The sequence below is a fragment of the Xenorhabdus littoralis genome (assembly GCF_033949345.1).
GTDB classification, from domain to species: domain Bacteria; phylum Pseudomonadota; class Gammaproteobacteria; order Enterobacterales; family Enterobacteriaceae; genus Xenorhabdus; species Xenorhabdus littoralis.
This window is the reverse complement of sequence record NZ_VCDP01000010.1, coordinates 128,227-144,093: the sequence shown is the minus strand read 5'-3', so window position 1 is coordinate 144,093 and position 15,867 is coordinate 128,227. Positions and strand designations below refer to the sequence as shown.

Annotated in this window: 11 protein-coding genes; 5 read left to right on the top strand and 6 right to left on the bottom strand. The window is 46.2% G+C overall.

The window, feature by feature from the left end; all coding sequences use genetic code 11:
• Positions 1-84: 84 nt before the first annotated feature.
• The 4 genes from rsxD to nth are packed head-to-tail and all read left to right on the top strand — an operon-like array spanning position 85 to position 3,177.
• Complete coding sequence (gene rsxD, locus FE394_RS04035; protein ID WP_319925122.1) at positions 85-1,164, top strand: electron transport complex subunit RsxD; 1,080 nt, start codon at positions 85-87, stop codon at positions 1,162-1,164.
• A 17-nt stretch (positions 1,165-1,181) separates the two neighbouring features.
• The gene (gene rsxG, locus FE394_RS04030; protein ID WP_319925121.1) at positions 1,182-1,808 is read left to right on the top strand and encodes an electron transport complex subunit RsxG; all 627 of its coding nucleotides are present in this window, start codon (positions 1,182-1,184) and stop codon (positions 1,806-1,808) included.
• Between the two features lie 2 nt (positions 1,809-1,810).
• Positions 1,811-2,530, top strand: coding sequence for an electron transport complex subunit E (locus FE394_RS04025; protein WP_319925120.1), 720 nt, complete (start codon positions 1,811-1,813; stop codon positions 2,528-2,530).
• 14 nt (positions 2,531-2,544) lie between these two features.
• Positions 2,545-3,177 carry an endonuclease III gene (gene nth / locus FE394_RS04020; protein WP_319925119.1) on the top strand — a complete coding sequence of 211 codons (633 nt, stop codon included), beginning with the start codon at positions 2,545-2,547 and terminating at the stop codon, positions 3,175-3,177.
• 171 nt (positions 3,178-3,348) lie between these two features.
• Here the strand turns inward: nth and FE394_RS04015 are convergent, their stop codons facing one another.
• The 6 genes from FE394_RS04015 to FE394_RS03990 are packed head-to-tail and all read right to left on the bottom strand — an operon-like array spanning position 3,349 to position 13,250.
• Positions 3,349-3,666: a hypothetical protein gene (locus FE394_RS04015; protein ID WP_319925118.1), complete on the bottom strand. Its 318-nt coding sequence runs from the start codon at positions 3,664-3,666 to the stop codon at positions 3,349-3,351.
• A gap of 13 nt (positions 3,667-3,679) precedes the next feature.
• Entirely contained in the window at positions 3,680-8,023 is a 4,344-nt protein-coding gene (locus FE394_RS04010) for an RHS repeat-associated core domain-containing protein (protein WP_319925117.1), read from the bottom strand.
• 10 nt (positions 8,024-8,033) lie between these two features.
• Positions 8,034-8,390, bottom strand: a complete 357-nt coding sequence (locus FE394_RS04005) for a DUF4150 domain-containing protein (RefSeq protein ID WP_319925116.1) — start codon at positions 8,388-8,390, stop codon at positions 8,034-8,036.
• On the bottom strand, positions 8,380-9,600 hold the full coding sequence (locus FE394_RS04000; RefSeq protein ID WP_319925115.1) for a DUF2169 family type VI secretion system accessory protein: 1,221 nt from the start codon (positions 9,598-9,600) through the stop codon (positions 8,380-8,382). Before FE394_RS04000 ends, FE394_RS04005 begins: the two co-directional genes overlap by 11 nt.
• 12 nt (positions 9,601-9,612) lie before the next feature.
• Entirely contained in the window at positions 9,613-11,502 is a 1,890-nt protein-coding gene (gene tssI, locus FE394_RS03995) for a type VI secretion system tip protein TssI/VgrG (protein ID WP_319925114.1), read from the bottom strand.
• 11 nt (positions 11,503-11,513) lie between these two features.
• Positions 11,514-13,250, bottom strand: coding sequence for a type VI secretion system baseplate subunit TssF (locus FE394_RS03990; RefSeq protein ID WP_319925113.1), 1,737 nt, complete (start codon positions 13,248-13,250; stop codon positions 11,514-11,516).
• Positions 13,251-13,871: 621 nt separating this feature from the next.
• Between FE394_RS03990 and FE394_RS03985 the strand changes: the two genes are divergently transcribed.
• Positions 13,872-15,812 carry an exoribonuclease II gene (locus tag FE394_RS03985; RefSeq protein ID WP_319925112.1) on the top strand — a complete coding sequence of 647 codons (1,941 nt, stop codon included), beginning with the start codon at positions 13,872-13,874 and terminating at the stop codon, positions 15,810-15,812.
• Positions 15,813-15,867 lie beyond the last annotated feature (55 nt).

Sequence of the window (15,867 nt, the reverse complement as noted above, 5' to 3'; positions counted from 1 at the left end):
GTCGCGGCCGCAATTGCTCGTGCCAAAGCCAAGAAAGCAGCCCAAGAAAAACAAGAAATTACAACAGAATAGTGATATTTAGCGATGAAATTTAGGCCCGTAAAAACTGATAATAATCTACTAAAAGTCGCCAGTTCGCCTTTTACACATAACAAAAAAAGCACCAGCCAGATCATGTTTTGGGTGGTTTTAGCTGCTGTTCCCGGTATTGCCGTACAAACTTATCTATTTGGTTATGGAACATTATTCCAGATCCTATTGGCAATCATTACCGCATTGTTAGCTGAATCCGCAGCCATTGCGCTGAAAAAGCAACTGGTCATGCCATATCTCAAAGACAATTCAGCTTTAGTTACAGGGTTACTACTGGGAATCAGTCTGCCTCCATTAGCACCGTGGTGGTTGATTGTGCTCGGAACATTTTTTGCCATTATTATTGCCAAACATCTGTACGGCGGACTTGGTCAGAATCCATTTAACCCGGCCATGGTAGGCTATGTTGTTCTTCTGATCTCATTTCCGGTGCAAATGACCAGTTGGATACCACCAGCATCTTTACAAATGTTTTCCTTAACGCCTTGGGATAGTCTGATGGTTATCTTTACCGGGCATGCACCTGATGGTTCTACCTTGCTCCAACTACAACAAGGTATTGATGGATTAAGTCAGGCAACACCATTGGATAGCTTTAAAACTGGCAGACTGACACACAATATCAATGACGTATTACAGCAACCTATATTGCAAGGTGTTGTGGCCGGCATTGGCTGGCAATGGGTTAATGTCGCGTATTTGGCTGGTGGGTTAATTATGCTCAACCGGAAAGTCATCAACTGGCAGATCCCGACCGCATTTATTCTGTCACTGGGCGTTTGTGCATTACTGAGCTGGCTCGTTGATCCCACCCGCTATTCACCTCCTTTATTGCAACTCTTTTCCGGCGCGACCATGCTAGGAGCATTTTTCATTGCAACCGATCCGGTCAGCGCTTCAACCACACCAAAAGGCCGCCTGATTTACGGCGCGATTATCGGGATTCTGATTTGGGTTATCCGCGTTTACGGTGGTTATCCTGATGCCGTCGCATTTGCCGTCTTGCTGGCAAATATTTGCGTACCGCTGATTGACCATTACACACAGCCTCGTGCTTACGGCCATAAATAGGGAAAGGGAGAACTGGCATGTTAGAAACTATGCGACGTCACGGTATGACTCTTGCAATCTTTGCCGCTTGTACAACAGGATTAACAGCCATTGTTTATTCATTGACAAAAGACCGGATTGCGGAACAAGCAGCATTGCAGCATAAAACATTGTTGGATCAGGTTGTTCCCCCTGCTTTATATGATAACCAAATGCAGGATGAATGTTATCTGATAACAGAGAATGCGCTGGGTAACAAACAAACTCACCGTCTTTATCTTGCCCGTAAAAATGGCATTCCTGCTGCCGCCGCTTTGGAAAGCACCGCTCCTGACGGTTATTCAGGTGCCATTCAATTACTGGTAGGTGCTGATTTTTCCGGCAATGTTCTGGGCGTTCGCGTGACTGAACACCATGAAACCCCCGGATTGGGGGATAAAATTGATACCCGTATTTCAAATTGGATCTATGCTTTCTCCGGCAAGAAAGTAATATCAGAAAGCGATAACCATTGGGCAGTCAAAAAAGATGGCGGGGAATTTGACCAGTTCACCGGAGCAACCATCACACCTCGTGCTGTCGTTAACGCCGTAAAACGCACGGCTCTTTATCTGGAAACTGTACCCGCACAACTTTCCTCACTGCCAACTTGTGGAGAAAAATAACCATGAGCGAAACCAAAAATCTATTTATTCAGGGACTCTGGAAGAACAACTCAGCGTTGGTACAACTTTTGGGGCTTTGTCCCCTGCTGGCTGTTTCCTCCACCGCAACCAATGCTCTGGGATTAGGGTTAGCCACGACACTGGTTTTATTGAGCACCAATATTGCTGTATCTGCCTTGCGTCGTTGGGTTCCCCATGAAATCCGCATTCCCATTTACGTGATGATCATTGCGTCCGTTGTTAGTGCTGTCCAGATGCTAATCAACGCATTTGCGTTCGGGCTATATGAATCATTGGGGATTTTTATTCCGCTGATTGTCACTAACTGTATCGTGATTGGCCGGGCGGAAGCTTACGCATCAAAGAATTCCATTTATAATTCAATGATTGATGGCCTTGCGATGGGCTTTGGTGCAACTTTTGCCCTGTTTGTACTGGGAGCGATACGTGAAATTTTGGGTAATGGCACACTGTTTGATGGCGCGGATTTACTGCTGGGTAGCTGGGCCAAATCATTGCGGATTGAAATTATTCATATGGATTCGCCCTTCCTGCTTGCCATCCTGCCACCCGGCGCTTTTATTGGATTAGGTTTGATGCTGGCAGGAAAATATATCATTGATGAACGCCTGAAAAATCGTTCAGAAAATAAAGAACGCCAATGCTATATAGAAAAAGACAATGTAGAAAAAGGCTGCAGCAGCCATATCACAAGAAGCTGAGGGTGTAATCAGATATGAATCAACAAAAACGGGTCGAAATCCTCACCCGCTTACGGGATAGCAATCCGCATCCGACAACGGAATTGGTTTTTAATTCGCCTTTTGAATTGCTGATCTCCGTATTGCTGTCTGCACAGGCTACCGATGTCAGCGTGAATAAAGCGACGGCAAAACTCTATCCTGTTGCCAATACCCCACAAACCATTCTCAATCTCGGCGTGGATGGTTTGAAAGAGTATATAAAAACCATCGGGTTATATAACACCAAAGCGGAAAATGTGATTAAAACCTGTCGGCTTTTACTGGAAAAACATCAAGGCGAAGTGCCGGAAGATCGTGCAGCACTGGAAGCGCTACCGGGTGTTGGTCGCAAAACAGCTAACGTTGTGTTAAACACCGCTTTTGGCTGGCCGACGATTGCGGTCGATACGCATATTTTTCGCGTCAGTAATCGAACTCAGTTTGCACCGGGAAAAAACGTTGATGAGGTTGAAAAGAAACTGTTGAAAGTCGTACCGGATGAATTCAAGGTTGATTGCCACCATTGGCTGATCCTGCACGGGCGTTATACCTGTATTGCCCGTAAACCGCGTTGTGGATCTTGTATTATTGAAGATCTGTGTGAGTTTGAGGAGAAGACTGACTGAGTGAGAATAATTTTATAAATTGAATCTTTTCCTTGTCATTACCCACCAACTGTCTGTCTCCAATGAATTGCAAAAGGAGGCAGACATTTCTGAGCAAGAAATATTTGCTGGTAGTGGCTATCCCATTAAAAATGAATATTACTTTTTTTATTTAACCCATTAATTTTAGATTTAATTTCTACTTAAGATTAATTCCTTCCATTGTTCAAGATAGCTTTTGAACTCGTTTATATTCGATATTATTAAACTTTCTTCTGTGTATTCATTAAAAATTTCAACACAATCTAATTTGATAGTCACAGTATATGCACTGCCAGTGCCTTCCCATTCAGGAAGTTGCCCGCTACCAACTAATTCACATAAGGCAATATGCTCATTAGTGCAGGAGATATCAGCTTGTACGTCTCCTCTCAAAAAATCAGCTAATACATGACGCCTATGGTCTATATCTAAAGCAGGATAACCATCCTCTGCAATTAAAAATTCCATGTATTCTCTTATATTATAGTGGATAGGCAGTTGTTACCTGACCTAATCCATTAGTCCATCCCCTAATTTGCAGTCCTGTCGTAGAGGTTCCAGTCCACTGATAATTCGAAGGTGCTACATGAAAATGACGAGTAGCATCCTGAAAAGCGCTGCTAATTTCAGTACCTATCAATTGTGTAGACCATTGATGCGGAAAGAAAGATGATCCACCACTAAGCTTTTTTATCCAGCTTCCATATATATTCTTTATATAGACATCACCACTGTGCCGTATACCTCTATATGTTACTGTTGGGTTATAAGCTATTGCTGATCCGTTCTGACTTACTCCATATACATTTCCATGAGCATCTTGATTCCATAGTTGAGTATAATGGAAACCAACAGCTTCACCATTAGAATTAATTCCACCATGCAATATATGGTCTGGAGCATGTGGCGCAAAACCACAAGGTGCCAGCCCAAACGGATCAATAAAACTGACTGGGTTATAAACATATCCATATAGATTAAACCCACCCACCAGTCCAATTGGATCGGACGTCAGATACTGTGTAGTACCACAATCATAATACCGAAACCGATTGTAAACCAGCCCGCTCTCTTCATCCCCCCACTGGCCGGCAAACCGTAAGTTGCAGCTCACCTGGTAATCTTCATCATTTGCCGCCAATAGCGGCATCCGTTCAGCTTTGCCCCACGTTGTCAACCGGCTTGCCCAGACCAGCTTGCCGGATTCGCTCAGTATTTCCCGTGGCGTTCCCTGATGGTCACTGACAATATAGTGCAGTCTGCCTTTTTCATAACGCGCTGACGGAACTAATGCGCCCGGCTGATACAGCCAGCAAATGCTGCAATCATAGGCCGGGGTGCCATCTGCATACAGCGGGGTTTCTTCCACCAGCTGGTTACCACTCCACAGGTAGTCATACCCCATAATGGCACCGGGTTTTGCGGTTAAATCCGGTTTACCTTCCAGCCAGCGTTGTAAATTTGCCGCAGCCAATTTGCCATCGTGCACTTTCAGCTTGCGGATACGCCGGCCAAAGGCATCGTAGCGATAGTGCCAGCGGGAACCGTCCGGTGTTTCGCAGTGGGTTAGCTGATTTTGCGTATCCCAACGATAACGCCATACCTGTGGGCGAAAACCGTCACGGTGTTCGGTTTTTTCCACCTGCCGACCATTGTCATCATAGCGGTAAGTGACATTGCCACGTTTAATAACCCGTCCAGCCTGCTGGTGCTGTTCAATCTGCTCAATCGCCCCTTTTGCATCCACCAGCACATGTTGACTCAAATTACCATTGGGGTCATAACGAAACTGCTCTTCATAGGGCAACCGGCCATTAAATTCGGCGTTAAAAATCTGGTCATTCTGGTTATAGCGGTAACGGGTCTGTCCCCAAATGCCGTCATCGATCATTCTGACGCTGTATGCGCGGTCATACTGCCAGCTACGGTTAACCGCAGTGGCTTGCGGTGGAAAATGGGGATCGTTCTGCGCCAAGGTTTCGCGAAACAGTGCCGTGGCACGTCCTGCGGATTGGTGTGCCAATAGCCCCGTAGCAGTATAACGGCTGGCAAGGATAAATCCCTCCGCGCTTTCCCTGACGGTTTCCCGCCCTAACGCATCATGGCTAAAGCTCAACGGCGTATGCTGGTTAAACTGAAAGTGGTTCAGCCCTCCCATCACGGAGTAACCAAAGTGCAAAGCATGATCACCAACAGTCTCGGTGGTGAGTTGCCCGGTCAGGCTGTTCCACTCACGGGTGATTTCACGCCCATTAATGCGTTCACACACAGGTAAACCCACCGCATCATATTCATATTCCACTACGGCATCGTCATTGGTTGCCCTGATAAGCTGGCGGCGCGTGTTATATTCGTAAATGGTGGTGGATTTCAGTTCGTACTTGTCTTCCTGCTGATGCCCGCTTTCCTGTCGGGTCAATAACCCTGCCGACGAGTAATGCCAACGCAAGACGTGATTATCCGGATAGCGGGCCTGAATGCGACGCCCCAGCGCATCATACTGATAGTCGATGGTACGGCCGGTAAAGTCGATTTCACGGATAACCTGACCGGCGACATCCCGCTCATAGCGGTAAATTTCCCCTGTCGAGGCGGTGACGGAACAAAAACGTGTGAGACGGTCATAACCAAAGTGTAATGTTGTACCATCCGGGCGGGTCATGTGGGTCAGCAGATCAAACGCCCCATAGCGGTAACGCGTCGTGCGGCCTTCCCCGTCAGTCACCGCGACCACACGCCGTTCACTGTCATATTCACGCTGTTGAGTCACCCCATCCGGTAATTCAATTTCGGTCAGGCTGCCATTATCGAGGCTGGCATGAACAGCACTGTAGCGGTAACGGGTTTCTTGCTTAAGCGCATCGGTAGTACGGCGCAGACGCCCCAGTTCATCCAGTTCCAGACCGGTTGTCTGACCATCGGGTGTCATCATCGCGGCCAGCCGCTGATGCTCATCATACGCGTAGTGCCACTGCCGGCCATCCGGCAAAAGCCGTTGCCGCAACTCGCCATGAATACCGTATTGATATGCTTCTGTATGCCCTTGTGGATCAGTGACTGCCGTCAGATTGCCTTGCTCATCATGCAGGAAGCGCCAGATATCCCCCGGGGGTAAAATCGCTTCGATAATCTGACCGTGCTCATTATAGTCATAATAAAAAGCGTCCCCCGTGGGCAGTACAATTTCGGTCAGTGCCCCATCATGGTTGTAATCAAACGTGGTGTAACCGCCCAGCGGATCGATTTCCCACACCTTCTGGTTGTAACGCCATTGCGTCCGGGTTTCGCGCCCTAACGGATCAACCTCACGGATCACCCGATTATTCTGGTTGTAATAGAAAAGGGTTTTTCCGCCTTCGGCATCCAGATACGTGGTCACGCGGGCCTCATCGTCATAGATAAAACGATCTGCCCAATAACCTTCGGAGGAATGGGTGGAAACGACCCGGCCACGTTCATCGTAGTGAATATAAAAATCGGTCTTATCCGTATCGTGCCAGCGGGTCATATAGCCTTGTGCAGTATATTCATGCCAGAGATGGTTTTGCTGAAAGGCATCACATTCGGCCAGATAGCCGTATTGGTCATAATGGCAGGTGAGCAACCGTTGCTGGATCTGCTGAAAATGGTAATCCATTGCCCGGAGCTGATGATCCTGATAGTGAAGGGTTAAGCGGAAACCGTCATTGCGCACCACTTCAATCAACTGATGCTGGTCGTTATAGATAAACTGAATATGATTTTGATGACTATCTGTGATAGCGGACAACCGACGCCGGTTACCCTCAATCTGGTTAAAATGGAGGGTTTGCTGATTTTGTTTATTTACCAAACGCAATTCACCATTAAGTTCACCTGTCAGCAAACAATGAAGCAGTTGGCGATTACGCGCCAGAACTTGATTTTCTGGTGTCGAAAAATCATAAACCTGCCCGTCAGCATCAGTAAAATGGACTTTTTCACCCTCTATCACTAACTGGCGTGACCAGTCATCAGCCCATTTCCGTCCGAATAATCCACTCTGACAAGCAGTAGAACGATAATTCCGGATTAAGGTAATTGGTAACAAGCCAGGTATAGCAATAACTAAAAAGTTTTGCAGATAATCCCCTGAAGTAATATCGACAGGTTCGCCTGGTGTTCGACAACCGGAGCCGCCAGAACAGCCGTTTCCTTCTTTTTCCTTCGAAGACTCGGCAGGATCGTTTTCTTTTTTGCTTTTATCTGATCTATTGGTGCTAGTAGGATTTTCATTTCCTTGATCCTTAATTTTATCACCGCTTGATGATCTTTTAGCTTCTATAGGTGCTTGATGTTCTGTAGGCCCTGCATGATTTGATATCTGTCTTCCCCCACTACTAATACCTCTACTAATACCTCTACGAATACTACCGATTAGTAGAAACCCACCAACTGGGGCAGCTACTGGGGCAATTACCGGGAACGCGGCACTGGCTCCTAATAACGCGACTCCAGCAAATGCTTTAAGAACCATGCCAGCAAAATGGCCAACTCTTGCATTTTCTTCTTGCCCTGGATCCTCAGGATAAACTGCATGGCCAAGTTCAAAGCCAGGGGGAGGCGGAGGAAGAGGAGCAGTATCGATGAGTTCTTGTATAAGTCCCGCCTTAAAACCTTGCGAATGAATTTCCAATCCTCTCTTAATCCTAGAATGGTTCTGAGGTTGTAATTCTTGCGATGTTTCCGGTTTAACAGGGGGATTGGCTTCTTTCGGACTTTTTTTGGCCTGCTTCGGCTGACCAACAATAGTGCCCACCGTATTCCCTGTCCCTGTTGGGCTATCACTTTTTGCACCTTTTGCCATGTATCCTCCCTTATGCCCCATTCATCCAGAACTTATCTGTATGGCGCAATGTCAATTTGCCACCCGCCCGGACTGTTTGCGTATGTTCTTTCGGATGACACTTTCCTCCCACCGTGCCACTTTTCACCCCTGTAGCCGTCCCCGCTTCATCCCCCAATGTCTGCGGGACAAAACTTTGCCCGAATACCACCACCGGTTGCCCGTTTGCCCGCACCGATGAGACCGGTGCAGAGGAATCCTCAAGCTTTGCTATTACGGGATAAGGAATCGGAGGCGTGGCCGGTCCCAGCGGGGTTTTGCAGACATCAGGAACCAGACTGATAATCAACCATTGAGTATCTTTACGGGCAATATAGTTATCCGCCATGATCCGGCTCCTGTTCAGGTGCAAATTTGAGTAAGGGTGATTTGGGGTTTATTTCAAACCGGGCTTCCGCCACTCGGATAGGGAAATCAATGCTGAAATGCAGACGAAACGTCAGCGCCAATGTCATTGTATCAGTATCAATAATCAGGGTATCGAGATTCATCAGAACCGGAAAAAGAGCGCCATCCTCCATGCGGAACAGGATAAAAGGACGATGCCCCTGCAATTGGGTTTGTAAGGAACCCTCCGGTGTCAGGTTGGTGAGTTGCAGTGAAATATCGGTGGACGGCCAGTCAATCTGTTGATCTTGTGGTGCACCATTCCAGTAACCAAAGTCAAAATCCTGTGGCAGGTAAGGATGGCGCTCGTCCAGCCACGTCTGGTCATAAGTGCCGGCCAGTGTTCGCCGTGGCAGCCACGCCCGCCCGATAACGCCCATACCCTGCGGTTGACAGGCTGGCTCGGTGGCTGAGAAACGGCCTGCCAGCATATCAGTAAAATGGTGGGCGGTTATCGGTGCATTCGGATGAGTAATGCGCGGTGCCGGATAACGAAGCAAATCTTTCGCCTTCGCATACCACGGCAAAACAAACCCCGTACCAATGGGATTGTATTCATAAACTGCATGAGCTATGGGAGCCTTTTCGCCATCGGGGTGCTGGCTGCGTTGTTCAGGAGAGAGCTTGTCTTCCTCTGTTAATGCCTTCGCCGCTTTATCATCTTCGGCTTCAATCCGGCATCCCCCGCCAAAGGCATAACGATAATCAAGGGGTAAACGGTTAAATGGCTTGGGATCAGAAAGCTGCCATTGCCCGTTATCGGGGCGGAAAAATTCCCGCTCACCTGTCATAGTCAGTGTCTTATCCAGTAAAATGTCGCTATTGGCATCCATGACTGACAAACGAACAGGGAAAGATGAGCAGGGCTTACCTTCTGGTGCATAAGCCGTACCATTGACAATCACGTCACACTTGGGCTTAAACGGTGCCAGATCACTTTCCTGCAATACCTGTGAAACGTTCAGTGCGCCCCGGTATTGATCCTGTACACATAAGGACATAACCGGCAGCAGTTCAGCCATATATTCGCCCTTCCCTGCGGGCAATAGCTGATAACCCACTTTCATGGCAATCACATCGTATTCCTGATCTTCTGTATCCAGCATCCGGTAGTTCATCACCGAAAAAGGGGTGAGATTCCTGAATTCCATCGCCCTGTCTCCTTAGTTCAAATCAATGTCTTTGCCGTGGATTTGCACAGGGCCGCTGGCATCAAACAGGAACTCTTTCCCTTTGATGGTAATTTTACCTGAGCTATCCATACGCAATGTGCTGTTACCGCATTTCAGTTCAATTACCTTACCTGCCGAAATAGACAGGGTTTGCCCCACGGACACTGTCTTCTGCATTTTGACCGATTCAGTTTGACTCATGGAAACCGTGGTATTCATACTGGCGCCAACGGTAATGGTATAAGCCTGTCCCACTGTCAGGGTCTTAGCCTGCCCGACCACTTCGGTGCTGGTCTGTTGCACAACTTCCTGTTTATTTTTTTTCACAATAACGGCCTGATTACCGTCAATCGTCTCAGTGTGATTACCCAGCACCTGCGTGGTACGGTTATTCAACACTTTGGTATTCATATCCTTCTGGGCATGAATAAACACTTCTTCACTGCCTTTGGCATCTTCAAACCGCAGTTCGTTGAACCCTTCACCTTTGTGGGTATGCGTTTTGAACGTGGTACGGGTTTTCTCGGCAGGTAAATTAAGGGGCGGTCGGTTACGGCCGTTATAAGTACAGCCCGTCACGATGGGACGATCAATATCGCCATTAAGATAAGAAACAATCACTTCCTGACCAATGCGGGGGATCGCCATAAAGCCAAATCCATTACCGTTCCAGCCCTGTGCTACACGTACCCAGCATGATGAGCCATCTCCCGCTGGGTCATGACGATTCCAGTGAAAATGCACTTTAATGGCACCATGTTCATTGACAAAAATTTCTTCGCCGGGTGGTCCAACGACCGTCGCCAGTTCATCACCATCCGCCAGCGGCTTATAACGGTACGGCGGGCGCCAGTCATTTTTCCCCGGAATAAACGTAATATCGTTCGTCAATGTTGTCCCTTCACCGGCAATGCCTGCGGCTTTAGGCTGGGAACCATAATGATTAACCGTGACAATCTGCCAACGATTATTCATGGTCGCAATGGGATGGGATTGCAGGGTAAAAATTTTACCAGGACGCAACTGGATACAATTGGTTTGTGCTGAACCCGATTTACTTTCGTTATTCAGTTGATTAAGGCGCACATCGCCCAAGGGTTTGCCTTCTTTGCCCCACGGGAAACGGCCATAACTTTCAAATACTGCATGACGCCCGCCTTGGGGCAAAGTGGCCTGAGACTGCAAAGGTTGTGAAGGACGCAGATAGTTATAATCTTTGTGGATATACTCATCCACACAGAGGTATTCCCCATATTGCCACTGCCATGCAGTCGTATCTTTATCATCCGTATTGGGCTGATTGTTATAAATCAGGTTAAGATCGGCCGTCATCCCCAAATGGGAATCACTGAAAAAGAGTTGTTCTTCTTCAAACCAGAAAGCAATCCCCTCTTCCGCTGCCAATCGACACCAGAAGTCATAAGCAGATTCGCGTTTTTGCGTCGTGTATTCCCGTACCGGATGAAGCTGACTGTCTTCATAAAATTTGTTATCCGATTTAACACGGTGCTCTTTTAATAACTGTTTGAGAATATCCGGCACAGATTGGCGCTGAAACAGACGGCTATCCTGATGAAGCGTCATTCGCCACATTTCAGGCCGGATAGTAAAAGAATAGTAAGTTTGTCGTCCGTCGGTATTACCCTGCGAAGCCCCTGCCACAATACCTTTAACGGTACGTTCTGCCTTGCCATTGCGGGTTACCGTCAGAGAGGCATAGGTGCCCAGTTGATCGTTGAGAACCACATTATCAAGCTGACTGACTACCGTCAGAGACAAATGATAAAGCTGTGATAATCCTTCCTGTAAGTTGAAATTGACTACCTGAAAGGTTGTGCCCGATAACGCACCGATTTGACACGTAAAGATTAATCCATCCATTTTGCAGCTCCTCACATAATGGGACGATACCCTTGAAGCGGACAAGGCGATAAACGCCAGCGGATATTGGAAACATGCCCGATGACACTCATTCGCACCCGCATGTTTTCGGTCAGGCAAAACGGGAAAAACTGATATAACGCATTGGCAAAACGGAACATTTCTCCCTGACTGGTATAAACAGATTCATCCAGTGTCAGTTCAATATGTATACAACGGTGAGGAATGCCACGGATAAGCCAATCACCCGGCTCAGATTGAATGGCTAAAATACCCGCAGCCATTCGCTTGATATCACGGTGGATATGGCGGTCAAGGTCAGCATAAAAATCGTAATCGAGTAATAGCTGCTTTAGTGAAGAGACTGAATTCAACCAGAAACCATTTGCACCATAATGAGACAATAATTGCCAATATCGTGAAGAATCGGTCACGGGTGGGTAACTGGGGGCAGTCGGCGTAAGATTTCTGACTTGCAAACTATCAGGAATATCCTCACTGGTATAACAGATATCACCTTTCGCTAATGTCGGTAGCTCTGTTGCAAATGCGACAAAATGGCAGGTCAGCTCTTGATCTGGTGCCTGTTCCATCGGCCGGGCATACCGATCATAAAAAATCAGGGCATATTCCAAACGCCCCAGTGAATCGCGGGTGATATCCAACGCATAAAACCAGATTTTTTCATCAGCATGACGAAAAAAATGCGTGAATTCACTCATAGGATAAAACTGACATCGTTTACCGCGTTCTTTACCCGGTTCATCTTTTAATGCAAGGTCAGTAAAATGCAGTATTCCTTGCTGTGGTGGCAAAGGCAGCGGGTAACGGGCTGTATCTGGCGCAAAAGCGAGTGTCAGTTGTGACTCAGGTTCAAGATTCACCGCAGGAACACAATGGAGATGGAAAGCATCGGATAATTGTGCTTCAGACAGAGAAAGCACGTGATTCAGTTTCAATATAACGCTGAACTGCCGGCTTTCCGTCATGGATAAACGGTGACACATGACAGTTGGTAAATTCAGCGTCAGGAAATGGTGTACATGAGGCAAATAAAGCGATTCCATCAATATTTGGGGTGCCCAATTACCTTCTGCCGAAGTGGGTAATGGTGAGATTAAACGTGAAGCACCTGACATAGGTTCAAACCAGAGCGGTTCAGCAGGGTAAGTCAGCCCGTTTTGATGTAACTCCGCACCGATCAGAGTCTGACACAATGCCTGCATCAAATTATCCGCAATGGCTGCATCAGGGCTGAGAAACAGACTGATAGGACGTATAGGCCAGTAATCATCCCTGCCTGTATATTGAAAAGTCAGAGTAATACAACTGGTTTCTGCTTGATAAGTGATATTCCGAGATATCAATGTCAGAGGTTCAATATCACACGCCCGGCTTGTCAAAAATTTTGTGCCCGTACCTGATGAAACTTCTGAATACTTAGGTAGAGTAACAGTAAGATCATTCCCTTCCGCTGCATTAAACTGAACGACGCTTGTCGCAGGAATACCTTTAACAGGTAGTGCATTCAATCGTTGCAGCAAAGGCAGAGTCAGCTCAGGAAAGGCATCATCCACTTTTTGATGCACACGAGCCATTAACGCTGAAAAGCCCTGATTGACTCTTTCGATATCAGGATCATATTCCCCCAAAATTTGGGTCAAATGCGGTTTTTCTTCACCAGACAATTTTTCAAGTTGCCTCAGGTAATCTAATTCCCATTGATAATAATATTGAAAAATATCCATGCTTCCCTCTCACAAACCCGCACTGGACGGAATATTACTCTTCAATTTTAAGTTATTTTTATTTAAAAAGATTTTTATATTAGTTATATAAAGATAAAAGCCATAATGAAATGGATTTTTGAATTGTATCGATCACGAAATTACATAACTTAAAAGATCAATAAAACAACAAAAATAAACATATTATTAACATTTATTACACTGGTTCGGTTATTTCACTTTATCTCTACTATTTATTGTCATTCTAAAACCAGCTCCTATGGAGATGGTGAGCGTTCCTATGGAGTTATGTCTGTAAAGTGCTCGTGCTAGATATTTTTTAATTTTTGTGATGTTAGGTGGTGCCGGAACAATAATTTGGTTGGTTGCAAACAGTATGTTGTAACTAAAATAAATAAAAAAATATTTTACTACAATTTTTACTAGAATTATTTCAGTCAAGATGATGGGATTGATTTGTTCAACAAAAGGAAGATAATTTTCACCTCCATAAATGTCGAATTATTGATCCCACCCCACAGTTTTTCCTGTTTTGATAAGATGTTACTTGCTCCACACCCTCGATTCGCGTAAAACTGTTGTCCAAAATTACCGATAATAACTCCATACTCCCCAGATATTATGTTTCAAAATAATCCGCTGCTTGCGCAGCTAAAACAGCAACTTCACGGTCAGACCACTCGTGTAGAAGGTTTAGTCAAAGGAACTGAGAAAGGCTTTGGATTTTTAGAAGTCGATGGTCAAAAAAGCTATTTTATTCCACCCCCTTACATGAAGAGAGTGATGCACGGTGATCGGGTTACTGCTGCTATCCACACTGATAAAGATAAAGAAATCGCTGAACCAGAAACGTTAATCGAACCATTTCTGACCCGTTTTGTAGGAAGAGTCCAGAAGAAAGAAAATGACAACCGCCTTTGGATTATTCCTGATCATCCGTTATTAAAAGATACTATCCCTTGTCGCCCTTCTAACGATATTACTCATGCTTTTGAACAAGGTGATTGGGCTGTCGCTGAAATGCGTCGTCATCCCCTGAAAGGTGATCGCGGATTCCATGCTGAGCTTACTGGTTACATTACCAAAGGTGATGACCACTACGCTCCTTGGTGGGTAACACTGACACGTCATAGTCTGGAACGCAAAGCCCCTGTTATGACCGATTGTCAGCTTGATGATGATGCTATCGAACGTATCGATCTTACTGCCCTTGATTTTGTCACTATTGACAGTGCAACAACGGAAGATATGGATGATGCACTGCACATCGTTAAAAATGATGATGGCAGCCTGAAGCTTTCAATCGCGATTGCCGATCCAACTGCTTATATCAAGGCGGGTAGTGAGCTGGATAAAACCGCTTACCAACGTAGCTTCACCAACTATCTGCCGGGATTCAATATCCCAATGCTTCCTCGTGAACTGTCAGATGATTTATGTTCTCTGCGTCCAAATGTCCGTCGCCCTGCTTTGGTTTGCCAGGTTTCTATTCTGGAAGATGGTCAATTGGGCGATGACATTCAATTCTTCGCTGCGTGGGTAGAATCGAAATTCAAGCTGGTTTATGACGAAGTTTCAGACTGGCTGGAAGGTCAGGACGGTTGGAAACCTGAATCAGATGCAGTTACTACACAAATCTCACTCCTGAAAGAAATGTGTGAGCGCCGCAATAACTGGCGACAACAATATGCGTTAGTCTTCAAGGAGCGTCCGGATTATCGTTTTATCCTTGATGACGGTGGTAATGTTGTTGATATCGTTATTGAACAACGCCGTTCAGCCAACCGCATTGTTGAAGAAGCGATGATTACAGCAAACCTGTGTGCAGCCAAAATCCTACGCGATAAGTTAGGTTTTGGCATTTATAACGTCCACACGGGTTTCGAATCCACGCAGATTGAACAAGTTGTCGAAGTTGTTAAGGAAAATGGCATTGAAGTTAATGCAGAAGCATTACTGCAACTGGAAGGGTTCTGTGAATTGCGTCGTGAGCTGGATAAACAGCCAACGCAATTCTTGGATAGCCGCATCCGCCGTTTCCAGACTTTTGCAGAAATAAAAACTGAACCAGGCCCGCATTTTGGACTGGGCTTTGATGCTTACGCGACTTGGACATCGCCTATCCGTAAATACAGCGATATCATCAACCATCGTTTGTTGAAGGCGATTATTCAACAGACTGAAGCGGAAAAATCAACTGAAGAAGTTTGCCTGCAATTGACTGAACGTCGTCGCGCAAACCGTATGGCAGAACGCGATGTTGGCGACTGGCTCTATGCTCGTTTCCTTCACCCACATGCTGGCACAGATAAAACATTCCCCGCAGAAATTATAGATATTACCCGTGGTGGTCTGCGTGTTCGTTTGGTTGATAATGGTGCTGTTGCTTTCGTTCCCGGGCCATTCTTGCATGCGGTCCGCGATGAGCTTCAGTGCAGTCAGGAAACAGGCTCAGTATTGATCAAGGGCGAAACTGCTCACCGTTTAAATGACATTATCAATGTCCGCATTGAAGAAGTCAGAATGGAAACCCGCAATATTGTGGCTCGCCCTGTCGGTTAAGTTAATTCCGCAGGTAATATTTTTATGTGATATTTTTATGTGATGTATAGCTGCC